The organism is Pseudomonas sp. Y39-6, assembly GCF_023651955.1.
Classification (GTDB): domain Bacteria; phylum Pseudomonadota; class Gammaproteobacteria; order Pseudomonadales; family Pseudomonadaceae; genus Aquipseudomonas; species Aquipseudomonas veronii.
On record NZ_CP069594.1, the window covers coordinates 4,392,511 to 4,417,751 of the forward strand.

Below are 25,241 nucleotides of genomic sequence, written 5' to 3' on the forward strand. Positions count from 1 at the left end.
TGAAGATTCAGCTGGTTGTCAGGAATGCCCTTTAGGGTAAGCCGCAAATGCCAATCCGGCCGGAGACAGATCATGAAATCAGCTTTTATTGTCAGCACCGCACTGCTGGGCGTCCTGCTCGGCGCAAACGCCTTGGCCGACGACGACTGCAGCGAGCCGGTCAGCGACTGGCAACCACGCGAAACCCTGCGCCAGCAAGTGGAACAGCAATACGGCTGGAGCGTGCAACGCATCAAGGTCGACGACGGCTGCTATGAACTCAGGGGCACCGACCGCAAAGGCAATGCGATCGAAGCCAGCTACGCACCCGCCTCGCTTCGTCTGCGCAAACTGGAAATCCATTTCGGCGCCAACGGCGACGCCCGGGATTACCTCAACCGCCCTGGATCGGAATGATCAGCGGTTTTTCCACGGCTTTCAGGTTGCTGTCAGCCAGCAGGTCCAGGCTCTCGCCACAACGTTCAACCAGGACATCATCATGAAAAAGATCATTGCTGCAACCTGCCTCGCCGGCGCCATTGCCCTGCCGGGTCTGGCCCAGGCCCGCGAAGTGACCCTGACCACCCAACTCAAGGACTACAGCGGCAACGGCGCGTACCTGGCGATCTATGTCACCGACGCCAACGGCCAGTACCAGAAAACCCTCTGGGTCGCCGGCAAAAAGGCCAAGTACTACCGGCACCTGAGCGACTGGGCGCGTGGCAGCGCCATGAAGCCGAGCGAGTTTGACGGCCTCAGCGGCGCCAGTGTCGGCAGCGGCCGCAGCCTCACCGTCAGCGTGGAACTGGCCGACACCTTGATCGACGCCGGGTATCAGATCCGTATCGACAGCGCCGTGGAAGACAAGCGCGACAGCCGCGCCGACGTCAGTGTCCCGCTGACATCGGCCGGGTCGGGCAAGCCGGTCAGCGGCAGCACTTATGTCGAGTCCTTTACCTACGACCTGTAACACCTGCGACTTCTGGAGGCTGAACATGCTTCGCCAGTTCCATTCACTGCCCGGTCTGATCGCCGCCCTGTTGGTCATGATATTGGCCATCAGCGGCGCAGTGCTGTCCGTCAATCCGGCTCTGGAACGCCTGCACAGCACGTCAACCGCGGCCGGGCAGCTCAATGTCGGTCAGTTGGCGGGACGCATCGCCAACCACTTTCCGGGGGTGGAGCAGATCCAGCGCAGCGCCTCCGGAACAGTGATCATCTACTACAACCAGGACGGCCAGGCGGGTGCGCAAACCGTCGATCCACTGACCGGCCAGGGCCTCGGGCCCTATGAGCCGTCCGCCGTTTCGCGCTGGGTAAAAGACCTGCACCGCTCGCTGTTCATGGGTACCACCGGGCATGGGATCGCGGGCGTCGGCGCACTCTTCATGTTGATGCTTTGCGTGTCCGGCGCGCTGTTGCTGGCGCGCCGCCTGGGTGGCCTGCGCAACCTGTTGCGGCCGCTGCGCGGCTCGTTCAGCCAGCGCTGGCACGCCGAAGTCGGGCGCCTGGCCGTGCTCGGGCTGCTGCTGTCGGCCTTGACTGGGCTGTACATGTGCGCCACGACCTTCGGTTTGATCGCCGACGGCAGTCAGGCTGAGCCGGCCTTCCCCGCGCATATCAGCGTCGGCGCGGCGCAGCCGGTGGCCAACCTGCAAGCCTTGCAGGCCATCGATCTGAACGACCTGCGCGAACTGGTTTACCCGAGCCCCGGTAACCCCGAGGACGTGTTTTCCCTGCGCACCGCCCAGGGTGACGGCTACGTGGACCCGGTCAGCGGCACGCTGTTGTCGTATCAGGCCCACGATTCAATGCACAACCTGTATCAACTGATCTATCAATTGCACACCGGTGAAGGCCTCTGGTGGCTGGGCTTGATCCTCGGGGTTAGCGCCCTCAGCGTGCCGTTGATGAGCGTGACCGGCATCCTGCTGTGGTGGCGCCGCCGCAAGGCCGCGCCGAAGATTCGCCATAACAGCCCGGCCCACGCCGCCGACAGCGTGATTCTGGTGGGCAGTGAAACCAACAGCACCTGGGGTTTTGCCAATACCTTGCACGCGGCGTTGCACCAGGCCGGGCACCGGGTTCACAGCGCCGCGATGAACGATTGGAAGGGCGAGTACCGCGCTGCCCAGCGCCTGTTCATCCTCACCGCCACCCACGGCGACGGCGATGCACCGGCGTCGGCCGCGCAGTTCCTGGCACGGCTGCAGCAAGTGGGCCTCAAACCCGGCCTGCCCTTTGCGGTACTCGGGTTTGGCGACCGGCAGTTTCCGCGATTCTGTCAGTACGCCCATCAGGTGCAGGACGCGATGGTACAAGCCGGCGGCACGCCATTGCTGGGGCTGGAAACCGTGAACCGTCAATCCTCGCAGGAATTTGCGCGCTGGGGCGATGCGTTGGCGGCGCCACTGGGCCACGAGCTGCCGCTGATCCACACGGCGCAGCGCCCGCGCAGCCGTCGTCTGGAATTGACCGAGCGCATCGTCTATGGCGAAGCCGTGAACGCACCGACCCACGTCCTGCGCTTCAAGGCCGCGGGCGCGCTACCGAGCTTCCAGGCCGGCGATCTGGTCGGCATTTTGCCGCCGGACAACCCGGTGCCGCGCTTTTACTCGCTGGCCAGTTCCTCTGAAGACGGCACGCTGGAAATCTGCGTGCGCAAACACGAAGGTGGCCTATGCTCGGGGTTCCTGCATGAGCTGAAGATCGGCGGGTCGGTCGAAGCGTTCATCCAGCCCAATCCGCAATTTCGTCCGGCGTCGGGCGCGCACCCGGTGATTCTGATCGGTGCCGGCACCGGTATCGGGCCCCTGGCCGGTTTTATTCGCCATAACACCGCCAAACACCCGATGCACCTGTATTGGGGCGGACGCAACCCGGCTTCGGATTTTCTCTATGAACCGGAGCTCAAGCGTTACCTGGCCGACCGCCGCCTGACCGCATTGCGCGCGGCGTTCTCCCAGGTTCAGGAGCGCAGCTATGTGCAAGACCGGTTGCTCGGCGATGCCCTGGCGTTGCGCGCCCTGATCGAAAACGGCGCCCAAGTGCTGGTGTGCGGCAGCCGCGAGATGGCCAAAGGCGTGATGCAAGCGCTGGATAACGTGTTGGCCCCGCTCCATCTGAGTGTGCTGGCCCTGAAAGCACAAGGACGCTACCGTGAAGATGTCTACTGAGCCCCAACGCTACAGCCTGAACGGCGAGACCATGGGCACGCGCTATACCGCCGTGTTCTATGCCGAGGCAGGCGTCGACACCGACGCGATCAACCGCGGCCTGGCGCAGGCCGTGGGCCGGGTGGACCAGCAGATGTCCACCTGGAAGGCCGATTCCGACCTCAACCGCCTCAACGCCGGCCCCGAGCAAACATGGTTGCCGGTGCCCCAGGAACTGGCCACGGTGTTGGCCGCCGCGTTGCGGGTCAGCCAGCAATCCGGCGGGGCTTTCGACATCGCCGTCGGTGATCTGGTGGACGCCTGGGGCTTCGGTCCCGGCGCACCCTCAGTCACAGAACAGACCATCGACGCCCTGCCGTCACGCAGCGGCCTGTCGGCCACTGCGGCATTGACGGTGGACACGCAACGCCACCAAGTGCGTAAACGCGCGCCGCTGCACCTCAACCTCAACGGGATCGCCAAAGGCTTTGGCGTCGACGAACTGGCGCGCTGCCTGGACGGCTTCGGGCTGACCCGCTACCTGGTCGGCATCGATGGCGAAATGCGTGCCCGCGGCGTCAAGCCGGATGCTCAACCGTGGGTCGTGGCCATTGAAAAACCAAGCCGGGGCCAGCGTGAAGTGATGGGAGTCATGGAACTCAGCGACGCCGCCATCGCCACCTCCGGCGACTACCGACACTGGATTGACGTGAAAGACCGACACTATGCTCACACCATGAACCCGGCCACCGGCGCCCCGCTGTGCAATACCGTCGCCGCCGTCACGGTGGTGGCCGCCTCGTGCATGCTCGCCGATGCCTGGGCCACGGCGTTGATGGTGCTGGGCGAAATCGAAGGCCCACGCCTGGCGCAGGCACGCGGGATGGACGCGTTGTTCGTGCTGCGCGAGGGTGAACAACTCAAAGAAATATCGATTGTCGGCGGTATTCTGCAGGCGCAGATTGAAAGCCGTCCGCCCCAACCCCGTCCACGAACGTGAGTCCCGCACACCGATGAAATTCATGCACCGGCACACCGAATCCCACCGCAGCGACCGTATCGGCTGGCTGCGCGCCGCGGTCCTGGGCGCCAATGACGGCATCGTCTCCACCGCCAGCCTGTTGATCGGAGTCGCCGCCGCCAACGCCAGCCACGCCTCGCTGATCGTCACCGGCATGGCCGGGCTGGTGGCGGGGGCGATGTCGATGGCGGCCGGCGAATACGTTTCGGTGCATTCCCAGGCCGATACCGAGCACGCCGATCTGGCCCGAGAGCGAGCGGAACTGGCGAGTAACCCGAAAGCCGAACACCGCGAACTTGCCAACATCTACATGCAGCGTGGCGTATCACCCGAATTGGCTCATCAGGTCGCCGACCAATTGATGGCGCACGACGCCTTGGGGGCTCACGCCCGGGACGAGCTGGGCATCAGCGAAGCCCTCACCGCCAAACCGCTGCAAGCGGCGCTGGCCTCGGCGGCGAGTTTCGTGGTCGGTGCCGCGTTGCCGCTGGCGGTGACGCTCATCGCGCCAGAGCACAGCGTGGTGCCGTGGATCTGCGGCATGTCCCTGCTGTTTCTTGCCAGCCTTGGCGCCGTGGCGGCCAGGGCCGGCGGGGCGAAAGTCTTCGTCGGCGCCTGGCGCGTAACCCTGTGGGGCGTGCTGGCCATGGGCATTACGGCCAGCGTCGGGGCGTTGTTCGGCGCTGTGGTGTAGCGCGAAAACACACCGCGCCCCAACGTGGCGGGCACGGTGTGTCTTACTTTCTTTCGGCCAATACCTTGAGTGCCTGCGCCGCAGCTTGCTCTTGCCCGGCCTGGGCGGTGGCATTGGCCGCTTCGCGCCAGCGCTGCGTATCCACATTGGCCGGCAACTGGCTCGGGCGCTGGGTGAGGATTGCCCAGTGACCGGCGCTGCTCCACTTCGACTCAAAGTCACTGAAGCTCATCAACAACCGCCGATCCATGCCTGAGCGCAGCAGCACCGTGCTTTTCTGCTGGTTGAAACCCACCACGACCACGTAGTGCGTGCTGGACAACAGGCCGCCGCCGATCCGCGCCATCACCGGGTAACCCGCGCTCACCTGCGCCAGCACCGAGGTGAGCTTGGCGTCGAGCGGATACACCATCAACCCGTATTCACGGGCCAGCACCTGCATGTTGCGCTCAAGGTCCGCCTCGCCGCCCGGCAAGTGCAGCGGCTTATCCAGCAAGCCCGGTGTCATGACAATGCCTTGTTGCGACAGCATGCTGGCTAACGCCGTGGGACCGCTTTGATAAGCGTCGCTGCGAAACGTCGGCACGCCATTGAGCTCGACACGCTCCGGCAGGCCCGGCAGTTTCGACGGCTGCCCGGAACAGGCCGCGAGCCCCAGGGTGCAGGCCAGCAGCAAGGACGTTGTAACGTTGGACCGTAACCGCAATTTTCTACCCTCTTGATCAACTGCCGGTAAGGGCCCTGATCATAGGACGCTCTTCCGCTCGGGTATAGCCTTGAACCGCAGTAAAACGCCCGGGATAGAGCAAAGAAGTTGGATCGACACGACCATTGGTCAATAGCAGGCAACCGTCGTCTGACTAGACTGTCCATTGAGAAGACTGTGTGTGCGCCCTGCTGGGCGAAAGGAGGCCAGAATGAGCCTTGCAACGACGATTTTCCTGTTGATCTGCGGTTGGCTCGCAGTGGCCGCCGCCATGTTGTGGGGGGTGTTGCGCATTACCCGTCGGCACCATCACCCCCACGTCAAAGCAGCTGCATCCGCCAAGCCGCACAAGACGGCGGTGCATCACGCCTAGCCAGGCATGCAATTGAAGTCCTGCGTTGCCGCGACTTCCTTACCGTGACCATCCAGGAGCGATGCGCGCACGGTGGTGCCCAGGCTGGATTCGATCAGGGTGTAGTGTTCACCCGCCTTGAAGTTCTCGTACTCCACGCGGCCCTGGCAGTCCTGCTGGTTATCGTCGCCCGGCTCTTCCTCGAACAACGTCACATCCAAACGATGGGCTCCCGGCGGCACTTCGAAAAAGCGCCCGTCATCCACGCGCTTGCCGTCGACGCGCTCGGCCATCAGGTCATTCGGCGCTTCTTCTTTCAATCCGATCCAGGCTTCGCTGGGGTCGGCTTTGGGCATCGGGCCGGCGCAGGCCGACAGTAACAACACAGCGCTCAAGGCGGGAATCAGCAATAACGGTTTGAGTGACATGGCAGAGCTCCAAAGGATTTCAGTTAAAAGACGCATCGCATCCGATGGGTCACAAGCTTGGAGAGCCACCCTTTGTAGAACAAATGAATACACATGAAACGATCTTCAGCCCATACCTAAATCTTCCTTCACCTGGCTGAAAGGTGCGTGTTAGGTGGGTCGGGCAAGACTGCCGGGGTTTGCAATCCTGCTCCCTCGGAGGTTCACGCATGCTCGGGCTGGTAAAGACCGCACTGCAAAAGCCGTACACGTTTATCGTGTTGGCCATATTCATCTGCATCATCGGGCCGATGGCGGCCCTGCGAACCCCCACTGATGTATTCCCCGATATCGGCATCCCCGTCGTTGCAGTGGTCTGGCAGTACAACGGCCTGTCGCCGGACGCCATGGCCGGGCGGGTGATCTACACCTACGAACGCTCCCTGAGCACCACCGTCAACGACATCGAACACATCGAATCGCAATCCCTGCCGGGCATGGGCATCGTCAAGATCTTCTTCCAGCCCGGCGTCGACATCCGCACCGCCAACGCCCAGGTGACAGCGGTGTCACAAACCGTGCTCAAGCAAATGCCCCCCGGCATCACGCCGCCGCTGATCCTCAATTACAGCGCATCGACGGTGCCGATCCTGCAAATGGCGTTCTCCAGCCCGACACTGTCGGAAGCCAAGATCCGCGACCTGGTGCAGAACAATATCCGCCTGCCCCTCAGCGCCCTGCCCGGCCTGGCCATGCCCACGCCCATGGGTGGCAAGCAGCGGCAGATCACCCTCGACCTCGACCCGCAGGCGCTGGCCGCCAAAGGCTTGTCGGCGCAGGACGTGGGCAATGCCCTGGCGTTGCAAAACCAGATCATCCCGGTGGGCACCGCCAAGCTCGGCCCCAACGAATACACGATCCTGCTCAACAACAGCCCCAAGGCCATCGATGAACTCAACGACCTGCCGATCAAGACCGTCGACGGTGCGCTGATCACCATCGGCCAGGTGGCCCACGTGCGTGACGGTTCGCCACCGCAGACCAACATCGTGCGCGTCGACGGCCATCGCGCGGTGCTGATGCCAGCGTTGAAAAACGGCAGCATCTCCACCCTGTCGATCATCGACGGCATCCGCCAGATGCTGCCGCGCATCAACGAAACCCTGCCGCCGTCGCTGAAGACGTCATTGCTCGGCGATGCGTCGGTGTTCGTCAAACAATCGGTGGGCAGCGTGGCCCAGGAAGGCATCATCGCCGCGCTGCTGACCAGCGCGATGATCCTGCTGTTCCTCGGCAGCTGGCGCTCGACGCTGATCATCGCCGCCTCGATCCCCCTGGCGGTGCTGGCGGCCATCGCGCTGCTGGCGGTCAGCGGGCAAACCCTCAACGTGATGACCCTCGGCGGGCTGGCGTTGGCGGTGGGGATTCTGGTGGACGACGCCACGGTGACCATCGAAAACATCAACTGGCACCTGGAACAGGGCAAGGCGGTGAAGGCTGCGATCCTCGACGGCGCCGCGCAGATCGTCGGCCCGGCGTTCGTCTCGCTGCTGTGCATCTGCATCGTGTTCGTGCCGATGTTCTTGCTGCAAGGCATCGCCGGGTACCTGTTCCGGCCGATGGCCCTGGCGGTGATCTTCGCCATGGCCAGCTCGTTCATCCTCTCGCGCACCCTGGTGCCGACATTGGCGATGTACCTGCTCAAGCCGCACACGCCGGAACCGGGCACCGGCCACCACCCGGAAGATGCGTTCATCAACCACCACGAAGGCGAGCAGCACACCAAGCCACGCAACGCGGCGCTGCAGTCGGTGCTGAATTTCCAGCAGGGTTTCGAGCGGCACTTCTCGAACATCCGCGACACCTACCATGGCCTGCTGACGTTGGCCCTGGGCAATCGCAAGCGCTTCATCGTCGGCTTTTTAGCCTGTGTGCTCGCCTCGTTTTTGCTGCTGCCCAGCCTGGGCCAGGATTTCTTCCCGGCCACCGACGCCGGGGCGCTGGCGCTGCATGTGCGTTTGCCGCTGGGTACGCGGATCGAGGAAAGCGCTGCGGCGTTCGACCGGATCGAGGCGCGGATACGCGAAGTGATCCCGGCCGACGAACTCGACACCATCGTCGACAATATCGGCATTCCGCTGAGCGGCATCGACATGGCCTACAGCAGCAGCGGCACCATCGGCCCGCAGGACGGCGATATCCAGGTCAGCCTGAAACAACACCACGCGCCCACCGCCGACTACGTGAAAAAACTGCGTGAGGCGCTGCCGCAAAGTTTCCCTGGCAGCCACTTTGCGTTCCTGCCAGCGGACATCAGCAGCCAGATCCTCAACTTCGGCGCGCCGGCGCCACTGGACGTGAAAATCTCCGGGCGCAGCGATGCCGAAAACCGCGCCTACGCCGTGGAACTGGAACGCCGTCTGCAACACGTACCGGGCATCGCCGACCTGCGCATCCAGCAGTCCACCGGCTACCCGTCGCTGCAAGTGAATGTCGACCGCCTGCGCGCCAACGGCCTGGGCATCACCGAGCGCGATGTGACCAACAGCATGGTCGCCTCCCTCGCGGGCAGCTCGCAAACCGCACCGACGTTCTGGCTCAACCCGGCCAACGGCGTGTCCTATTCCATCGTCGCCGCCACCCCGCAATACCGCCTCGACAGCCTGCCGGCGCTGGAAGCACTGCCAGTGACCGGTGCCGATGGTCAACCGCAAATCCTCGGCGGCGTGGCCAGCATCTCCCGCGTGCAAAGCCCGGCGGTGGTGACCCACTACAACATCGAGCCGACCCTGGACCTCTACGCCAACGTGCAAGGCCGCGACCTCGGTGGCGTGGCCCGCGACGTGCAAAAAGTGCTGGACGACACCGCGTCCATGCGTCCCAAAGGCGCGACGATCAGCCTGCACGGGCAGATCGATGCGCTGCATGAAGCCTTCAGCGGTTTGAGCGTCGGCCTGCTCGGCGCGGTGGTGCTGATCTACCTGCTGATCGTGGTCAACTTCCAGTCGTGGGTCGACCCGTTCGTGATCATCACCGCGCTGCCGGCGGCATTGGCGGGGATCGTGTGGATGCTGTTCCTCAGCGGCACGTCGTTGTCGGTGCCGGCGTTGACCGGGGCCATCCTGTGCATGGGCGTGGCCACCGCCAACTCGATCCTGGTGGTGAGCTTCTGCCGGGAACGCCTGGCCGAACATGGCGATGCGCTCAAGGCCGCACTGGAAGCCGGCTACACGCGCTTTCGTCCGGTGTGCATGACCGCCCTCGCGATGATCATCGGCATGCTGCCGCTGGCCCTGTCCGAGGAGCAGAACGCGCCGCTCGGCCGCGCCGTGATCGGTGGCCTGATCCTCGCCACCACCGCCACCCTGTTATTTGTTCCCGTGGTCTTCAGCCTGGTCCACGGTCGTCAGCCTACTCGCGCAACTGTTGGAGAAACGCCCCATGTCGTCTGATCACAAACCCTCGCGCAAGCGTCTGATGCTCATGGGTGTCGGCGGCCTGACCCTGGCCGCCCTGCTGGTCGCCAACGGCCTGTACGCCCGCACAATGCACGAACGCTCCGTCACCGCCTGGACCGAAACCGCCGCCGTGCCGCAGGTGATGGTGTTCCAGCCGCAGCAGAACGTGGCCGGTGACACCCTGCGCCTGCCCGCTCACCTTGAAGCCTGGAGCAAGGCGCCGATCCATGCGCGGGTCAGCGGCTACTTGAAGGACTGGAAAGTCGACATCGGCAGCCAGGTCAAAGCCGGGCAAATCCTCGCCGAAATCGACAGCCCCGATCTCGATCAACAACTGGCGCAGACCCATGCGCGCCTGGTGCAGCAACAGGCCAATGCGCGGCTGGCCGCCACCACCGCGACACGTTGGCAAAACCTGCTGGCCAGCCATTCGGTGTCGCGCCAGGAGGCCGATGAAAAAACCTCCAACGCCGCAGCGGCCAAAGCCAACGCCGAAGCCGCCGCTGCCGATTACGCGCGCTTGTCGGCGCTGGAAAGCTACAAGACTATCCGCGCGCCGTTCGCTGGCACCATCACTGCGCGCAACACCGACATCGGCCAGTTGATCAAGGCCGATACCGACAGCGACCCGGAGCTGTTCAACATCGCCGACACCCACCAGTTGCGCCTCTACGTGCCGGTGCCGCAGAACTACGCGGCCGTCATCCACCCCGGGCTTGAAGCCGAGCTGAGTGTTCCCGAGCACCCCGGCGAACACTTCAAGGCACACCTGATCGGCGACTCCACCGCCATCGACCGCCGCTCCGGCACCCTGCTCGCGCAGTTTGTCGCCGACAACCCCAACGGCGAGTTGCTGCCGGGCGATTACGCCGAAGCGACCCTGCCGATTCCGGTAGACACCCATGGCGTAAGCATCCCGGCCAGCGCGCTGATCTTCCGTGCCCAAGGCACCCAGGTCGCGGTGCTGGATGCGCAAAACCACATACACCTGCAGGCCATCCATATCGGCCTGGACCTGGGCGAACGCCTGGTGATCGACCAGGGCCTGAAACCCGCCGACCGCGTGGTCGACAACCCGCCCGACGCCCTGCGCGAAGGCGACCCCGTGCAACTGGCCGACGCCTCCGGAGGTGCCCATGCGCCCAAGGCTTAAACCGCTTGCTGCGGTGATGCTGCTGGCGTTGCAAGGTTGCTCGCTGGCGCCGACCTACAACGTGCCGGCGATCGACCTGCCAGCCAACTATCGCGAACAGACCAGCGATGGCCCCTGGCACAGCGCGCAGCCGTCCGACCAACTGGCGCCGCAGTGGTGGACGCTCTACCGCGAACCGCGCCTGGATCAGTTACAACAGCAATTGCTCAAGGCCAACCCGGACCTGGCGGCAGCGCTGGCGCACTTCGATGCATCCCAGGCGTATGCCAGCCAATTGCATGCCGGGCTGTTCCCGCAGATCACCGCCAGCGCACAACCGCTGCGTCAGCGCCAATCCGACTCGCGTCCGCTGCGCGGCACCACGCAGCCGTCGGTTTACAACAGCAACACGGCGGGGTTTTCGTTGAGCTACGACTTGGACCTGTGGGGCAAAATCCGCGACCAGGTGGCGGCGGGTGATGCGCAGGCGCAAGCGTCGGGCGACGATCTGGCGGTGGCGCGCTTGAGCTTGCAGCATCAGTTGGCGACCTTGTACGTGCAGCTCAATGGGCTGGATGCGCAAAGTCGGATTCTCAACAGCTCGCTGGAGGATTTCAGCCAGGCCCTGCAACTGACCCGCAGCCGCTACGAGGGCCAGATTGCTTCGGAACTGGACCTGACCCGCGCGCAAAACCAGCTCGCCCAAGCCAAGGCGCAACTGGATGAAGTGCGCGGGCAACGCAACCTCACCGAGCATGCCATCGGTGAACTGGTCGGCGTGGCGGCCAGCGACTTCACACTGCCGGCGAGCCAACAACTGATCGCCCTGCCGGGGATTCCGTCGCAACTGCCGAGCCACCTGCTGCAACGTCGCCCGGACATTGCGGCGGCAGAGCGCCGAGTGTTTGCGGCCAACGCAAATATCGGCGTGGCCAAGGCCGCGTGGTACCCGGATTTCAGTCTGACCGGGCTGATTGGCGGGCAGACCCAAGGCGTGGGGAATTTACTGTCGGCGGGCAATCGGTATTGGGCGCTGGGGCCGCTGATGAACTTGCCGATCTTCGATGGCGGTCGCTTGAGCGCCAACGAACGCCAGGCCAAGGCCGAGTTCGAACAAGCCTCGGCACAGTACCGCAGCCAGGTACTGAAAGCCGTGCGCGAGGTCGAAGACAACCTGGCGCAACTGAGGGATTTGCAGCAGGAGGCACAGGATGAACAAGCCGCGGCAGATGCGGCGCAGCATACGCAAGCGTTGGCAATGAACAGCTACCAGGCCGGCGCGGTGAGCTATCTGGATGTAGTGACCGCACAGACAGCGGCGTTACAGGCACAGCGGACCTTGCAGGCGGTGCAGACACGGCAGTTGCAGGCGAGTGTGGGGCTGGTCACCGCGCTGGGCGGCGGCTGGCAACCTGGCGCCTGACGCTTTTTTTGTGCAAACCAGTTCAAAGGTGGGAGCTGGTTTGGCTTTGATGAGGCTGGATCAGCCAGACATCATCGACTGATCCAGCGCATATTCAGTCTTCCGGCCGACTGTTGAGAAACACGGTCACTGCCGTGTAATCACTGTCATTGGCGTGTCGGTACGCGGTATTGCTGTGATAGCGGCGGCGTCAGTTCCGGCCTCATCGGGGGCAAGCCCCCTCCCACACTGGTCCGGCGCCAGACACACAATGTATGAACACCGCAGAGCCCATGTGGGAGGATTCAAGCCCATCCCACACTGGTCCGGCGCCAGACACACAATGCATGAACACCGCAGAACCCATGTGGGAGGATTCAAGCCCATCCCACACTGGTCCGGCGCCAGACACACAATGCATGAACACCGCAGAGCCCATGTGGGAGGATTCAAGCCAACCCCACACTGGTCCGGCGCCAGACACACAATGTATGAACACCGCAGAGCCCATGTGGGAGGATTCAAGCCCATCCCACACTGGTCCGGCGCCAGACACACAATGTATGAACACCGCAGAGCCCATGTGGGAGGATTCAAGCCAACCCCACACTGGTCCGGCGCCAGACACACAATGTATGAACACCGCAGATCCCATGTGGGAGGGAGCTTGCTCCCGATAGCGTTCGCACAGACACATCCTGCCAAAAGCCTGCCCTTCAACCTGCAGTTCACCCATCTAGCCTCTCAAAACACACCCAGAGAGAGGCCAGGGAATGCCCGACTTACCCGCTTCACACCGCCTGCGTATCGGTCGATTCAGCGAACCCAACCGTATCTACCTCATCACCACCAACACCCACGAACGCATCCCGATATTCAAGAATTTCCATCTCGGTCGCTTGGTGGTCTGGCAGTTTCGATTAGCTCAGTACCAAGGGCTGGCGAACTCCCTGGCATGGGTGACCATGCCGGACCATTTCCATTGGCTGCTCGAACTGAAAAAAGGCTCGCTGGCTGACCTGATGCGCCAGGTGAAGTCCAAAAGCACACGGAGCGTCAACGGTGCGAGCGAACGCAAGGGGAGGCTTTGGCAGGAAAGTTTCCATGACCGGGCGCTGCGCAAGGAAGACGACCTGGTGAAAATGGCCAGGTATGTGGTGGCCAATCCATTGCGGGCGGGATTGGTTAGCCGGATTGGCGACTACCCGTTGTGGGATGCCATTTGGGTATAGACACAGTTCAACTGTGGGAGGGGGGGGCTTGCTCGCGATGGCGGTGGGTCAATCACATGTGTATCGGCTGAACCACTGCTATCGGGAGCAAGCTCCCTCCCACACTGATCCTGCGCCAGACACACAATGTATGAACACCGCAAAACCCATGTGGGAGGGAGCTTGCTCCCGATAGCAGTGGTTCAGCCAGCTTATCTGTAACTGACCCACCGCCATCGCGAGCGAGCCCCCTCCCACAGGTTTTACCGCGTTTCAGGCCGCGCGTTTGCCGCTGGCAATGGCGGCCGAGGCGGCCACCATCGCCCGCAACAACACCGCACACCCCGCCGCCAGGTCATCCGGCGCGGCGTTTTCGATTTCGTTGTGGCTGATGCCGCCTTCGCATGGCACGAAGATCATCCCCGCCGGGCCGAGTTCGGCGACGAAGATCGCGTCGTGCCCTGCCCCGCTGACGATGTCCATGTTCGACAACCCCAACCCATTCGCCGCATCGCGCACTGCGTCGACGCAACCCTTGTCGAAATACAGCGGCGGGAAGTCGGCGGTGGGTGTCATTTCAAAACTCAACCCATGCTTGGCGCAGGTCTCGTCGATCACCTGGCGTACCTGGGCGATCATCGAATCCAAGCGCGCCGGTTCCAGGTGGCGGAAGTCCAGGGTCATACGCACCTCACCCGGGATGACGTTGCGTGAGCCCGGATAAGCCTGCAAGCAACCGACAGTGCCACACGCATGCGGCTGATGCCCCAATGCCGCCGCATTCACCGCCGCGACCACGGCGGCCGCGCCGACCAGGGCATCCTTGCGCAGGTGCATCGGCGTCGGCCCCGCGTGGGCTTCAACGCCGCGCAGGGTCAAGTCGAACCACTTTTGCCCGAGGGCACCGAGCACTACGCCGATGGTTTTCTTTTCATCCTCAAGAATCGGCCCCTGTTCGATATGTGCCTCGAAATAGGCGCCGACTTTGTGCCCACTCTCCGGCCGCGTCCCCGCATAGCCGATCGCATTCAGTGCCGCGCCGACGCTGATACCCTGCGCATCGACCTTGGCGAGGGTGTCGGCCAGGCTGAATTTCTCGGCAAACACCCCCGATCCCATCATGCACGGCGGGAAGCGCGAGCCCTCTTCGTTGGTCCACACCACCACTTCCAGCGGCGCCTCGGTTTGCACCTTGAGGTCGTTGAGGGTGCGCAACACTTCCACACCGGCCAGCACGCCGAAGCAGCCATCGAACTTGCCACCGGTGGGCTGGGTGTCGATATGGCTGCCCGTCATCACTGGCGGAAGGTCGGGGTTACGCCCGGGGCGACGGGCGAAGATGTTGCCGATACCGTCGACGGTCACGCTGCACCCGGCCTCTTCGCACCATTGCACGAACAGGTCGCGGGCCTGGCGGTCGAGGTCGGTGAGGGCCAGGCGGCACACGCCGCCCTTGGCGGTGGCGCCGAGCTTGGCCAGCTCCATCAACGACTGCCACAAACGGTCGCGGTTGATGTGCTGATGGGTCGATTGCAGAACGTCCAGGGCAGCGTTCATGGGGATCTCCTCAGGCTACATGTTATGAATGGAATGCAGTTCAAATGTGGGAGGGGGCTTGCTCCCGATTGCAGTGGGTCAGTCACCCATGCAGTGGTGGAATGACCACCTGTTTGACTGCATTCCATCGCGTTACAGCAGGGATTTGGCCGGCATCGGCGTCAGGCCACGCCTGGCATTCAGCCCGTAATACAACACGCCGCCCAACGCCGAACCGGTAAACCAGCCATAGCTGTAGAACCAGCTGAACACGTCGCTGCCCAATGACAGCAAGGTCAGCACCACCGGCACGCCAAACGCGACAAACCCGCTCCAGTTCCACGCCGGGTACACGTCGTCACGGTACAAACCGGCGAGGTCCAGGCGCTGTTTGCGCGTGATGAAGTAGTCCACCACCATGATCCCGGCGATCGGCCCCAGCAGGCTGGAATAGCCGAGCAACCAGTTGGAATACACCGTCTCCAGGCTCACATCGGAAACGATCAGCCCGAGCTTCTTCAGCAGCTCGTGGCCCATCAACACCAACCCCACCAGGCCGGTGAGAATCACTGCCGTGGTGCGGTTGATCAGCTTGGGCGCGATGTTCTGGAAGTCGTTGGTGGGCGACACGATGTTCGCCGCCGTGTTGGTGGACAAGGTGGCGACGATGATCAATGCCATGGCCACGGCGACCCACACCGGGCTCTGGATATGCCCGATCAGCGTCACCGGGTCGGACACGCTGACGCCCACCAGTTTCACCGACGCGGCGGTCATGATCACACCGAGGGCGGCGAACAGGAACATGGTCAGCGGCAGGCCGAAAATCTGCCCGAGGATCTGGTCCTTCTGGCTCTTGGCGTAGCGGCTGAAGTCGGGAATATTCAGCGACAAAGTGGCCCAGAACCCCACCATCGCGGTCAGGCCGGCCATGAAGTAACCGGTCAGGCTTGCACCTTCGGGGCGTTTGGGCGGGATCGCCATCAACTCGCTGAGGGATACGTTCGGCATCGCCCACACCAGCAGGCCAATGCCCACCGCCACCAGCAGCGGTGCCGACAGGGTTTCCAGGCGCTTGATCGACTCGGCGCCGCGCAGCACCACCCACAGGTTGAGGGTCCAGAAGATCATGAAGCCGATCACCTCACCGGTGCCGCCCAAGGCCTTCCACCCCTCGAAAATCGAGCCCAGGAACAGGTGAATCGCCAGCCCGCCGAACATGGTCTGGATGCCGAACCAGCCGCACGCCACCAGCGCTCGGATCAGGCACGGCACGTTGGAACCGAGGATGCCGAACGACGAACGCAGCAACACCGGGAACGGAATGCCGTACTTGGTACCGGGGAAGGCGTTGAGGGTCAGCGGGATCAGCACCACGATATTGGCCAGGAGGATCGCCATCAGCGCCTCGCCCACCGACAAACCGAAGTACGCGGTAAGCACCCCGCCCAGCGTGTAGGTGGGCACGCAGATCGACATGCCGACCCACAGCGCGGTGATGTGCCACTTGTTCCACGTGCGTTCATGCACCTTGGTCGGTGCCATGTCGTGGTTGTAGCGAGGGCTGTCGAGGACGTCGGGGCCGGCGTCGAGTTCGTACAGGCCGTTGCGTTCAATAACTTGCGATCTGTTCTGTTGCATGGCCGCTCCACGGTTTTTTCGAATTATTGTTGCTCACCTGCAAGGTCGGTGCAGGTGGCCGGAGTACCTCGTAAACAACATGACATCAAGGGTCCGGCCAGCCGCCACTGCACTCAATAAACGTGCCGACAACCCGCCCTGACCCTGCACCGCATATATAACTCGCTGATGTTTATCAGCTTTATTTCAAACGCCGATGAGTCCTTCGGTACTTGCCGCGTGACGCAGGCTGGATAACGCGCAAGTTGTCCGAACGTTCAGGACTCAATCTGGTGCAGCACAATTATTTTTATTTACCACCGCCGTCAAGTGGCATGTCTCAAGCGCCTGATTTGCAATAAGAAATGTTGTTCATATTTGGAACCTGTCAAGTGCGTCAAAATGGTGATCAGTCGCCACATTTTGGTGATTTTGATTTTTTATCCTTATATTTCAATAAGTTAAAGACAAACTAAGCGTATGAAAAATCTTCTTGCTCATTCTAAAAACACCGGCTAGTTTCTATTCCTGTCACCGATGACAGGTTTTTACCAAGCCTGTGCTGAAAACAACTACAACACTTAGAACTGGCACCAGCCGGTCAAGCCTGTGAGGAACTCGACATGTCGCTGTTGATCCGTGGCGCCACCATCATTACCCACGACGAAAGTTACCGCGCCGATGTTTTATGCGCAGACGGTCTGATTCGCGCAATTGGCACGGGCCTGGATATTCCCGCTGGCACCGAAGTACTCGATGGCAGCGGCCAATATTTGATGCCCGGCGGCATCGACCCGCACACCCATATGCAACTGCCCTTCATGGGCACCGTGGCCAGTGAGGATTTTTTCAGCGGCACGGCGGCGGGTCTGGCGGGGGGCACCACCTCGATCATCGACTTTGTGATTCCCAACCCGCAGCAATCCTTGCTCGAAGCCTTTCACCAATGGCGCGGCTGGGCGCAGAAGTCGGCGGCCGACTATGGCTTTCACGTGGCGATCACCTGGTGGAGCGAGCAAGTGCGCGAGGAAATGGCCGAGCTGGTCAGCCATCACGGCGTCAACAGCTTCAAGCATTTCATGGCCTACAAGAACGCGATCATGGCGGCCGACGATACCCTGGTGGCCAGCTTCGAACGCTGCCTGGAGCTGGGCGCGGTACCCACCGTGCATGCGGAAAACGGCGAGTTGGTGTATCACCTGCAACGCAAACTGATGGCCCAGGGCATCACCGGGCCGGAAGCGCACCCGCTGTCGCGTCCGTCCCAGGTCGAGGGCGAAGCGGCCAGCCGCGCGATCCGTATCGCCGAGACCATCGGCACGCCGTTGTACCTGGTACACGTCTCGACCAAAGAGGCGCTGGATGAAATCACCTATGCGCGTGGCAAAGGCCAGGCGGTGTACGGCGAAGTGCTCGCCGGGCATTTGCTGCTGGACGACAGCGTCTACCGCCACCCCGACTGGCAGACCGCCGCCGGCTACGTGATGAGCCCGCCGTTCCGCCCGCGCGGGCATCAAGAGGCGCTGTGGCATGGCCTGCAATCCGGCAACCTGCACACCACCGCCACCGACCACTGCTGCTTCTGCGCCGAGCAGAAAGCCGCCGGGCGTGACGATTTCAGCAAGATCCCCAACGGCACCGCCGGTATCGAAGACCGCATGGCGCTGTTGTGGGATGAAGGGGTCAACACCGGGCGCTTGTCGATGCAGGCGTTCGTCGCGCTGACCTCCACCAACACCGCGAAGATCTTCAACCTCTACCCGCGCAAAGGCGCAATCCGCGTCGGTGCCGATGCCGACCTGGTGCTGTGGGACCCCGAGGGCACGCGCACGATTTCCGCCAAGACCCACCACCAGAACGTCGACTTCAACATCTTCGAAGGCAAGACCGTGCGCGGCGTGCCGAGCCACACCATCAGCCAGGGCAAGCTGGTCTGGGCCGACGGCGACCTGCGCGCCGAACGCGGTGCCGGGCGGTATGTGGAACGGCCGGCGTATCCGTCGGTGTTCGAGCAGTTGAGCAAGCGGGCTGAGCGTTCCAAGCCGGTTGCGGTGAACCGCTGAGACCGCTATCGGGGGCAAGCCCCCTCCCACAATTGACCGCATGCTTTCAGACACAATGCGATCACTGTGGGAGGGGGCTTGCCCCCGATGAGGCCAACCCAGGCAACAAAAATGCCCGCCAGAGGCAATCCGAAAAAAACCGTGAGGCCCACACCGTGATCCAGACCCTGACCCACCTCCCCCATCCCCATGAAGACGGGGCGACCCTCGCCAGCCATTTCACCGACCTGGCACCGCCCCTCAACGCTCGCCAGGCGCAACTGGAAGCCTCGCGCTGCCTGTATTGCTACGACGCGCCGTGCGTGAATGCGTGCCCCAGCGAAATCGACATCCCGTCGTTCATCCGCAACCTCCACACCGACAACGTGCAAGGCGCCGCGCAGAAGATTCTCTCGGCCAATATCCTCGGCGGCAGCTGCGCCCGGGTCTGCCCCACCGAGATCCTATGCCAGCAAGCCTGCGTGCGTAACCACGGCGAAGAATGCGCGCCGGTGCTGATCGGCCTGTTGCAACGCTACGCCATCGACAACGCGCACTTCAGCGAACACCCGTTCCAGCGCGCCGCCACCACCGGCAAGCGCATCGCCGTGGTCGGCGCCGGACCGGCCGGCCTGGCCTGCGCCCATCGCGCCGCGTTGCACGGCCACGATGTGGTGATCTTCGAAGCCCGGGAAAAAGCCGGCGGCCTGAATGAATACGGGATCGCCAAGTACAAACTGGTGGATGACTTCGCGCAGAAGGAGCTGGAGTTCCTGCTGCAGATCGGCGGCATCGAGATCCGTCACGGCCAGCGCCTGGGCGACAACCTGTCGTTGAGCGAACTGCACCAGCACTTCGATGCGGTGTTCCTCGGCCTCGGCCTGGCCGCCAGCAAGCAACTCGGCCTGCCCAATGAGGACGCCCCCGGCCTGCTCGCCGCCACCGACTACATCCGCGAACTACGCCAAGCCGACGACCTCACCCAATTGCCCCTGGCCGACCGCTGCATCGTGCTCGGTGCCGGCAACACCGCCATCGACATGGCCGTGCAAATGGCCCGCCTCGGCGCCCGCGACGTCAACCTGGTGTACCGCCGGGGCCTGGCGGACATGGGCGCCACCAGCCATGAGCAGGACATCGCCAAGGCCAATCAGGTTCGCCTGCTGACCTGGGCCCAGCCGGAGGAAGTGCTGCTGGACGAGCAAGGCCATGTGCGCGGCATGCGTTTCGCCCGCACGCACCTGGACAACGGGCGCCTGCAACCCACCGGCGAAACCTTCGAACTGGCCGCCGATGCGATCTTCAAGGCCATCGGCCAAGGTTTCGACAACGCCGCACTGCACGACCCGCTGGCCCAGCAACTGCAGCGAGTCGGCGAACGCATCTTCGTCGACGAGCAACTGCGCACCAGCATCCCCGGCGTGTATGCCGGCGGCGACTGCATCAGCCTCGGCCAGGACCTCACCGTACAGGCGGTGCAACACGGCAAGCTGGCGGCAGAAGCCATGCACGCCCAACTCATGCTCAACGTGGAGGCTGCGTAATGGCCGATCTCTCGATTGTCTTCGCCGGTATCAAAGCCCCCAACCCGTTCTGGCTGGCCTCCGCGCCGCCCACCGATAAAGCCTACAACGTGGTCCGCGCCTTTGAAGCGGGCTGGGGCGGCGTGGTCTGGAAAACCCTCGGGGAAGACCCGGCGGCGGTCAACGTGTCGTCGCGTTACTCGGCGCATTACGGCGCCAACCGCGAGGTGCTGGGCATCAACAACATCGAGCTGATCACCGACCGCTCTTTGGAGATCAACCTGCGCGAAATCACCCAGGTCAAAAAGGACTGGCCGGACCGCGCGCTGATCGTGTCGCTGATGGTGCCGTGCGTCGAAGAGTCCTGGAAAAACATCCTGCCGCTGGTGGAAGCCACCGGCTGCGACGGCATCGAGCTGAACTTCGGCTGCCCCCATGGCATGCCGGAGCGCGGCATGGGCGCGGCGGTCGGCCAGGTGCCGGAGTATGTGGAACAGGTGACGCGCTGGTGCAAGACGTACTGTTCGCTGCCGGTGATCGTCAAGCTCACGCCGAATATCACCGACATCCGGGTGGCGGCGCGTGCGGCGTATCGCGGCGGTGCGGATGCGGTGTCGCTGATCAACACCATCAACTCCATCACCAGCGTGGACCTGGAACGCATGGTCGCCCTGCCGACGGTCGGCACCCAGAGCACCCACGGCGGTTACTGCGGCTCGGCGGTCAAGCCGATCGCGCTGAACATGGTCGCCGAAATCGCCCGCGACCCGCAGACCCACGGCCTGCCGATCTGCGGCATTGGCGGCATCGGCAACTGGCGCGATGCGGCGGAATTCGTCGCCCTCGGCTGCGGTGCCGTGCAGGTGTGTACGGCGGCGATGCTGCATGGCTTTCGCATCGTCGAAGAAATGAAGGACGGCCTGTCGCGCTGGATGGACAGTCAGGGTTACACCAGCCTGCAGGATTTTTCCGGGCGCGCCGTGGGCAATACTACGGACTGGAAGTACCTGGATATCAACTACCAGGTGATCGCCAAGATCGATCAGGCCGCCTGCATCGGCTGCGGGCGTTGCCACATTGCCTGCGAAGATACGTCGCACCAGGCCATCGCCAGTTTGAAACAGGCGGACGGCACGCATAAGTACGAAGTGATCGATGACGAATGCGTGGGCTGCAACCTGTGCCAGATCACCTGCCCGGTGGCCGATTGCATCGAGATGGTGCCGGTGGACACCGGCAAGCCGTTCTTGAACTGGACCCAGGATCCGCGTAATCCGTACCGGGAAGCGGTGTAGTCCTGTAGAGCGCTATCGGGGGCAAGCCCCCTCCCACAGTTGACCGCATTCTTTCAGACAAAATGCAGTCAATGTGGGAGGGGGCTTGCCCCCGATGAGGCCCTCAGCCTCACCACAAAACTCAAGGCTCAAACAGTTGACCGCATTCTTTCAGACAAATGCAGTCAATGTGGGAGGGGGCTTGCCCCCGATGAGGCCCTCAGCCTCACCACAAGCCTCAAGGCTCAAACAGTTGACCGCATCCTTTCAGACAAATGCAGTCAATGTGGGAGGGGGCTTGCCCCCGATGAGGCCCTCAGCCTCACCACAAGCCTCAAGGCTCCAACCCAATCCCGCGCAAAATCACACTGGTCACCGTCTGAATCGCCCTCTCGAACTGCATATCCGACAACGGCTGGTGATCGTTCAGAATCTTCACCTGATGATCAAAGTCAGCGTAGTGCTGGGTCGAGGCCCAGATCATATACAGCAGGCTCGCCGGCTCGACCGGCAGGATGCGTTTGTCTTCCACCCATTGGCGAATCTTCGCTTCCTTCATCTTGGCCCAGTCGTACAGGCTTTCATCCAGCGCCTCACCGAGCGTCGGCGCGCCGTGGATGATTTCGTTGGCCCAGACTTTCGACCCATACGGCCGCGTGCGCGAGCGTTGCATCTTGGCGCGGATGTAGCTGCTGAGCACCACTCGCGGGTCATCGAAGGTTTCGAAGCTCAGGGCATCCTGCTTCCACACTTCCAACAGATCGAACAGCACCGCGCTGTACAGCTCGCTCTTGGTGGTGAAGTAGTAATGCAGGTTGGAACGCGGCAGTTGCACTTCGGCGGCAATATCGGCCATGGCGGTGCTGCCATAGCCCTTCTCGGCGAAGATTTTTTCCGCCGCTAGCAGGATTTTTTCGACGTTGACCCGACGAATTCCGATCTTGTGCTTGCCCATAAGGGCTCCCCGACAAAGACATAACGGAAAGACTACCACCCGCTCTAGATCGGGGCGACAGGAGGAGCCGAAACTTCGTACACTGCCCGTCCTATCCTTTGATTGGTATTGCTCAATGTTGATCAAGAAAACCCTGACCACCGTCGCTCTGCTGGCCTCGCTGCTGGGCGCTTCGGCGGCGTTTGCCCATGCTCACCTCAAGAGCGCGACGCCTGCGGCAGACAGCAGCGTCGCGGCACCGAACGATGTGCGCCTGACCTTCAGCGAAGGCGTGGAGGCGACCTTTTCCAAGGTTTCCCTGAGCAAGGACGGCACCGAAATCGCAATCAAGGGCCTGGCAACGCCGGATGCCGACAAGAAAACCCTGGTGGTGACGCCCGCCGCTCCTCTGGCAGCCGGCACCTACAAAGTGGTGTGGAACGCGGTCTCGGTCGACACCCACAAGAGCAACGGCGAATACAGCTTCAAGGTCGGCCAATAACCTATGGCGACGCTGCTGGTGCTGTGCCGTTTCCTGCATTTCATCGTCGTCTTGTTGATGTTCGGGGCCTGTGTATTCAGGCCCTGGCTGATGGGCAATGCACCGCAGTTGGCGCTGGACCGGCAAGTGCTGCGTATCAGCCGAGCACTGGCCTGGCTCGGGCTCGGCTCCGGCGTGGCCTGGTTGCTGCTGATCACGGTCAGCATGGCCGGCAGTTGGGACGCCGCACTGCAACCGGCCACTGTGCAATTGGTGCTGGGCAAGACCTTTTTCGGCCAAGTGTGGCTCTGGCATCTGCTGCTCAACGTGCTGCTGTTGATCGCCTTGATCAAACCCTGGTCGGCGTTGCGCCTGCCCTTGATCGGCCTGCTGCTGGCGACCCTGGCCCCAGTCGGTCACGGCGCCATGCTCAACGGGCTCAGCGGCCAGTTGCTGATCCTCAATCAGGTCGTCCACCTGGCGTGCGTGGGCGCCTGGCTTGGCGGTTTGCTGCTGTTGGTATTGATCCTGCGCCAACCGCAGCGCCATGGGCTGGAGCCGACTCTGCGGCGTTTCAGCGGCGTGGGTTATGGCCTGGTCGCCGGCTTGCTGGTCACCGGCTTGATCAACGTGCGTGTATTGACCGGGCAACTGTGGCCCACCCCGCTGTTCAACGGTTTCGCCCTGATTCTGCTGATCAAGGCGATGCTGGTGCTGGGCATGTTGGCCCTGGCGCTGCTGAACCGCTTGCGTATCGAGCGCTGCGAACAACGACTGGAGACCTTGAAGGCCAGTGTGACGGCTGAATGGTTACTAGGTATTTCAGCGGTAGCCGCCGTCTCCCTCCTCGGCACGCTGCCCCCGATGGCGATGGCCGGCTGAATCCATAGTCAGCTTCCCCACTGGACCACGACCACTTCTGCTCAGTGAAGCGTAGTCATCGTATAACTTCTGATTGACAAGCCACAAAAACCCCGCAAATATCGCCCCAATGTTGTACGACGACGTATGACAAATAATAAAAACAACAAACCCAAGGGAGCGTCACTGTGCGTCCATCCGCCCGCAATTCCTCCTCGCGTCTCGGCCTTATCGGCCTCGGCAGCCTGGCTTTCACCCTGCCCCTCATCGCCCAGGCCGAAGGGTTTGTCGACGACGCCAAGGCTACGCTCAACTTACGCAACGCCTACTTCAACCGCAATTTCACCAACCCGTCCAACCCCCAGGCCAAGGCCCAAGAGTGGACGCAGAACTTCATCCTCGACGCCAAATCCGGCTACACCCAGGGCACCGTGGGCTTCGGGATTGATGTGCTGGGCCTGTACTCGCAAAAGCTCGACGGCGGCAAAGGTACCGCTGGCACCCAGTTGCTGCCGGTTCACGACGACGGTCGCCCCGCCGACAACTTCGGGCGCCTGGGCGTGGCGCTGAAAACCAAGCTGTCGAAGACCGAACTGAAAGTCGGCGAATGGATGCCCGTGCTGCCGATTTTGCGTTCCGACGATGGCCGCTCCCTGCCGCAAACCTTCCAGGGCGGCCAGGTCACCTCCAATGAAATCGCCGGCCTGACCCTCTACGGCGGGCAGTTTCGCGGCAACAGCCCGCGCAACGATGCGAGCATGGAAGACATGTTCATGAACGGCAAAGCCGCCTTCACCTCAGACCGCTTCAACTTCGGCGGCGCCGAATACACCTTCAACGACAAGCGCACCCAGGTCGGCCTGTGGTACGCCGAACTGACCGACATCTACCAACAGCAGTACCTCAACCTGACCCACAGCCAGCCGCTGGGCGACTGGACCCTGGGCGCCAACCTCGGCTTCTTCAACGGCAAGGAAGACGGCAGCGCCCTGGCCGGCGACCTGGACAACAAAACCGCGTTCGCCCTGCTCTCGGCCAAATACGGCGCTAACACCTTCTACGTCGGCCTGCAGAAACTCAGCGGCGACAGCGCATGGATGCGGGTCAACGGCACCAGCGGCGGCACCCTGGCCAACGACAGCTACAACGCCAGCTACGACAACGCCAAGGAAAAATCCTGGCAACTGCGCCACGACTTCAACTTCGCGGCGCTCGGCGTTCCGGGCCTGACCCTGATGAACCGCTACATCAGCGGCAGTAACGTTCACACCGGCACGATCACCGATGGCAAGGAATGGGGCCGCGAATCGGAACTGGCCTACACGGTGCAGAGCGGTGTCCTGAAGAACCTCAACGTGCGCTGGCGCAATTCGACCATGCGCCGGGACTTCAGCAATAACGAGTTCGATGAGAACCGGGTCTTCGTCAGCTACCCGATTTCGTTGCTTTAAAG

General features: G+C 62.7%; 21 protein-coding genes. 16 read left to right on the top strand and 5 right to left on the bottom strand.

What is annotated here, in order from left to right; translation table 11 throughout:
• Positions 1–72: 72 nt before the first annotated feature.
• The 5 genes from JN756_RS19790 to JN756_RS19810 all read left to right on the top strand — a co-directional run bounded on the left by JN756_RS19790 (position 73) and on the right by JN756_RS19810 (position 4,849).
• Positions 73–396, top strand: coding sequence for a PepSY domain-containing protein (locus JN756_RS19790; protein WP_017848220.1), 324 nt, complete (start codon positions 73–75; stop codon positions 394–396).
• A gap of 82 nt (positions 397–478) precedes the next feature.
• Entirely contained in the window at positions 479–949 is a 471-nt protein-coding gene (locus JN756_RS19795) for a DUF2271 domain-containing protein (protein ID WP_017848221.1), read from the top strand.
• A gap of 25 nt (positions 950–974) precedes the next feature.
• A complete protein-coding gene (locus JN756_RS19800) occupies positions 975–3,155 on the top strand; it encodes a PepSY domain-containing protein (protein ID WP_126588701.1) in 2,181 nt (726 codons plus the stop codon).
• The gene (locus JN756_RS19805) at positions 3,145–4,134 is read left to right on the top strand and encodes an FAD:protein FMN transferase (protein ID WP_017848223.1); all 990 of its coding nucleotides are present in this window, start codon (positions 3,145–3,147) and stop codon (positions 4,132–4,134) included. The genes JN756_RS19800 and JN756_RS19805 overlap by 11 nt, the downstream gene beginning before the upstream one ends.
• 13 nt (positions 4,135–4,147) lie before the next feature.
• Positions 4,148–4,849, top strand: a complete 702-nt coding sequence (locus JN756_RS19810) for a VIT1/CCC1 transporter family protein (RefSeq protein ID WP_046382838.1) — start codon at positions 4,148–4,150, stop codon at positions 4,847–4,849.
• 43 nt (positions 4,850–4,892) lie between these two features.
• Here JN756_RS19810 and JN756_RS19815 read toward each other — a convergent pair whose 3' ends face one another.
• Complete coding sequence (locus JN756_RS19815) at positions 4,893–5,555, bottom strand: C39 family peptidase (RefSeq protein WP_201021200.1); 663 nt, start codon at positions 5,553–5,555, stop codon at positions 4,893–4,895.
• Between the two features lie 211 nt (positions 5,556–5,766).
• Between JN756_RS19815 and JN756_RS19820 the strand changes: the two genes are divergently transcribed.
• A complete protein-coding gene (locus JN756_RS19820) occupies positions 5,767–5,928 on the top strand; it encodes a hypothetical protein (RefSeq protein WP_164887010.1) in 162 nt (53 codons plus the stop codon).
• Here JN756_RS19820 and JN756_RS19825 read toward each other — a convergent pair.
• The gene (locus JN756_RS19825; protein ID WP_057004473.1) at positions 5,925–6,335 is read right to left on the bottom strand and encodes a PA0061/PA0062 family lipoprotein; all 411 of its coding nucleotides are present in this window, start codon (positions 6,333–6,335) and stop codon (positions 5,925–5,927) included. The genes JN756_RS19820 and JN756_RS19825 overlap by 4 nt on opposite strands.
• Before the next feature lie 209 nt (positions 6,336–6,544).
• On the opposite strand from JN756_RS19825, the gene JN756_RS19830 reads away from it, so the two are divergent.
• The 4 genes from JN756_RS19830 to JN756_RS19845 all read left to right on the top strand — a co-directional run bounded on the left by JN756_RS19830 (position 6,545) and on the right by JN756_RS19845 (position 13,538).
• On the top strand, positions 6,545–9,766 hold the full coding sequence (locus JN756_RS19830) for an efflux RND transporter permease subunit (protein ID WP_201021201.1): 3,222 nt from the start codon (positions 6,545–6,547) through the stop codon (positions 9,764–9,766).
• Positions 9,756–10,925, top strand: coding sequence for an efflux RND transporter periplasmic adaptor subunit (locus tag JN756_RS19835; RefSeq protein ID WP_126588703.1), 1,170 nt, complete (start codon positions 9,756–9,758; stop codon positions 10,923–10,925). Before JN756_RS19830 ends, JN756_RS19835 begins: the two co-directional genes overlap by 11 nt.
• Positions 10,909–12,327: an efflux transporter outer membrane subunit gene (locus JN756_RS19840; protein ID WP_201021202.1), complete on the top strand. Its 1,419-nt coding sequence runs from the start codon at positions 10,909–10,911 to the stop codon at positions 12,325–12,327. The genes JN756_RS19835 and JN756_RS19840 overlap by 17 nt, the downstream gene beginning before the upstream one ends.
• A 752-nt stretch (positions 12,328–13,079) precedes the next feature.
• Complete coding sequence (locus JN756_RS19845; RefSeq protein ID WP_108525039.1) at positions 13,080–13,538, top strand: REP-associated tyrosine transposase; 459 nt, start codon at positions 13,080–13,082, stop codon at positions 13,536–13,538.
• A 252-nt stretch (positions 13,539–13,790) separates the two neighbouring features.
• On the opposite strand, the gene JN756_RS19850 is transcribed toward JN756_RS19845, so the two are convergent.
• Complete coding sequence (locus JN756_RS19850) at positions 13,791–15,074, bottom strand: Zn-dependent hydrolase (protein ID WP_046382831.1); 1,284 nt, start codon at positions 15,072–15,074, stop codon at positions 13,791–13,793.
• Between the two features lie 132 nt (positions 15,075–15,206).
• The gene (locus tag JN756_RS19855) at positions 15,207–16,694 is read right to left on the bottom strand and encodes an NCS1 family nucleobase:cation symporter-1 (RefSeq protein WP_046382830.1); all 1,488 of its coding nucleotides are present in this window, start codon (positions 16,692–16,694) and stop codon (positions 15,207–15,209) included.
• 602 nt (positions 16,695–17,296) lie between these two features.
• Between JN756_RS19855 and hydA the strand changes: the two genes are divergently transcribed.
• From hydA to preA, 3 genes are all read left to right on the top strand, one after another.
• Positions 17,297–18,736 (top strand): dihydropyrimidinase, encoded by a 1,440-nt coding sequence (gene hydA, locus JN756_RS19860; RefSeq protein ID WP_046382829.1) that lies wholly within the window; start codon positions 17,297–17,299, stop codon positions 18,734–18,736.
• A 155-nt stretch (positions 18,737–18,891) separates the two neighbouring features.
• Entirely contained in the window at positions 18,892–20,259 is a 1,368-nt protein-coding gene (locus tag JN756_RS19865) for an NAD(P)-dependent oxidoreductase (protein ID WP_201021203.1), read from the top strand.
• Positions 20,259–21,533 (top strand): NAD-dependent dihydropyrimidine dehydrogenase subunit PreA, encoded by a 1,275-nt coding sequence (gene preA, locus JN756_RS19870; RefSeq protein WP_017847462.1) that lies wholly within the window; start codon positions 20,259–20,261, stop codon positions 21,531–21,533. Before JN756_RS19865 ends, preA begins: the two co-directional genes overlap by 1 nt.
• Positions 21,534–21,846: 313 nt before the next feature.
• Here the strand turns inward: preA and JN756_RS19875 are convergent, their stop codons facing one another.
• Positions 21,847–22,467 carry a TetR/AcrR family transcriptional regulator gene (locus JN756_RS19875; protein WP_017847463.1) on the bottom strand — a complete coding sequence of 207 codons (621 nt, stop codon included), beginning with the start codon at positions 22,465–22,467 and terminating at the stop codon, positions 21,847–21,849.
• Positions 22,468–22,582: 115 nt separating this feature from the next.
• Between JN756_RS19875 and copC the strand changes: the two genes are divergently transcribed.
• The 3 genes from copC to JN756_RS19890 all read left to right on the top strand — a co-directional run bounded on the left by copC (position 22,583) and on the right by JN756_RS19890 (position 25,239).
• Positions 22,583–22,948, top strand: coding sequence for a copper homeostasis periplasmic binding protein CopC (gene copC, locus JN756_RS19880; RefSeq protein WP_017847464.1), 366 nt, complete (start codon positions 22,583–22,585; stop codon positions 22,946–22,948).
• 3 nt (positions 22,949–22,951) lie between these two features.
• Entirely contained in the window at positions 22,952–23,809 is an 858-nt protein-coding gene (copD, locus tag JN756_RS19885; RefSeq protein ID WP_201021204.1) for a copper homeostasis membrane protein CopD, read from the top strand.
• A gap of 167 nt (positions 23,810–23,976) precedes the next feature.
• Positions 23,977–25,239, top strand: coding sequence for an OprD family porin (locus JN756_RS19890; RefSeq protein ID WP_046382825.1), 1,263 nt, complete (start codon positions 23,977–23,979; stop codon positions 25,237–25,239).
• The last annotated feature ends 2 nt before the right edge of the window (positions 25,240–25,241 follow it).

What these genes read in the sequence shown, in the direction of transcription:
- JN756_RS19790 (WP_017848220.1), top strand. Translation starts at nt 73, where the DNA reads ATGAAATCAGCTTTTATTGTCAGCACCGCACTGCTGGGCGTCCTGCTC.
- JN756_RS19795 (WP_017848221.1), top strand. Translation starts at nt 479, where the DNA reads ATGAAAAAGATCATTGCTGCAACCTGCCTCGCCGGCGCCATTGCCCTG.
- JN756_RS19800 (WP_126588701.1), top strand. Translation starts at nt 975, where the DNA reads ATGCTTCGCCAGTTCCATTCACTGCCCGGTCTGATCGCCGCCCTGTTG.
- JN756_RS19805 (WP_017848223.1), top strand. Translation starts at nt 3,145, where the DNA reads ATGTCTACTGAGCCCCAACGCTACAGCCTGAACGGCGAGACCATGGGC.
- JN756_RS19810 (WP_046382838.1), top strand. Translation starts at nt 4,148, where the DNA reads ATGAAATTCATGCACCGGCACACCGAATCCCACCGCAGCGACCGTATC.
- JN756_RS19820 (WP_164887010.1), top strand. Translation starts at nt 5,767, where the DNA reads ATGAGCCTTGCAACGACGATTTTCCTGTTGATCTGCGGTTGGCTCGCA.
- JN756_RS19825 (WP_057004473.1), bottom strand. Translation starts at nt 6,335, where the DNA reads ATGTCACTCAAACCGTTATTGCTGATTCCCGCCTTGAGCGCTGTGTTG.
- JN756_RS19830 (WP_201021201.1), top strand. Translation starts at nt 6,545, where the DNA reads ATGCTCGGGCTGGTAAAGACCGCACTGCAAAAGCCGTACACGTTTATC.
- JN756_RS19835 (WP_126588703.1), top strand. Translation starts at nt 9,756, where the DNA reads ATGTCGTCTGATCACAAACCCTCGCGCAAGCGTCTGATGCTCATGGGT.
- JN756_RS19840 (WP_201021202.1), top strand. Translation starts at nt 10,909, where the DNA reads ATGCGCCCAAGGCTTAAACCGCTTGCTGCGGTGATGCTGCTGGCGTTG.
- JN756_RS19845 (WP_108525039.1), top strand. Translation starts at nt 13,080, where the DNA reads ATGCCCGACTTACCCGCTTCACACCGCCTGCGTATCGGTCGATTCAGC.
- JN756_RS19850 (WP_046382831.1), bottom strand. Translation starts at nt 15,074, where the DNA reads ATGAACGCTGCCCTGGACGTTCTGCAATCGACCCATCAGCACATCAAC.
- JN756_RS19855 (WP_046382830.1), bottom strand. Translation starts at nt 16,694, where the DNA reads ATGCAACAGAACAGATCGCAAGTTATTGAACGCAACGGCCTGTACGAA.
- hydA (WP_046382829.1), top strand. Translation starts at nt 17,297, where the DNA reads ATGTCGCTGTTGATCCGTGGCGCCACCATCATTACCCACGACGAAAGT.
- preA (WP_017847462.1), top strand. Translation starts at nt 20,259, where the DNA reads ATGGCCGATCTCTCGATTGTCTTCGCCGGTATCAAAGCCCCCAACCCG.
- JN756_RS19875 (WP_017847463.1), bottom strand. Translation starts at nt 22,467, where the DNA reads ATGGGCAAGCACAAGATCGGAATTCGTCGGGTCAACGTCGAAAAAATC.
- copC (WP_017847464.1), top strand. Translation starts at nt 22,583, where the DNA reads ATGTTGATCAAGAAAACCCTGACCACCGTCGCTCTGCTGGCCTCGCTG.
- copD (WP_201021204.1), top strand. Translation starts at nt 22,952, where the DNA reads ATGGCGACGCTGCTGGTGCTGTGCCGTTTCCTGCATTTCATCGTCGTC.